Origin of the sequence: Pauljensenia sp. UMB6358, from assembly GCF_030216865.1 — a bacterium.
Taxonomy (GTDB): domain Bacteria; phylum Actinomycetota; class Actinomycetes; order Actinomycetales; family Actinomycetaceae; genus Pauljensenia; species Pauljensenia turicensis_A.
Map to the genome: position 1 here is coordinate 1 of NZ_JASOMS010000148.1, position 283 is coordinate 283.

Consider the following 283-nt stretch of genomic DNA (forward strand, 5'->3'; position numbering starts at 1 on the left):
GGTCTGATCTAGCTGCCCCAGGAAAGTGGTTTCCATACCGGTATCAAAAGCGAACCCGGTTGCCCTCTTCTTGTCCTTTAGGAGCAGGTCAAGGCCGGTAACAAGATCCCCATAAACGCCTTTCTTTGACGTCCCTAGGGTGACTGCCTTGGTTGTTTTAGCAACGTAATCGTCAAAGGGCCCAGTACCTGTACCATCGCCACCGGTGTTATACAGTGCGGCGTTGTCGAATGCCCGCCCGAATGCTTCCGCGAGTGCGGGCCGTAGCTGGGTGACGTAGTTG

The 283-nt window shown here is 55.1% G+C and carries 1 pseudogene; it reads right to left on the reverse strand.

The window, feature by feature from the left end:
- A pseudogene (locus tag QP381_RS08970) lies at window positions 1-283 on the reverse strand (phage major capsid protein); the annotation flags it as partial.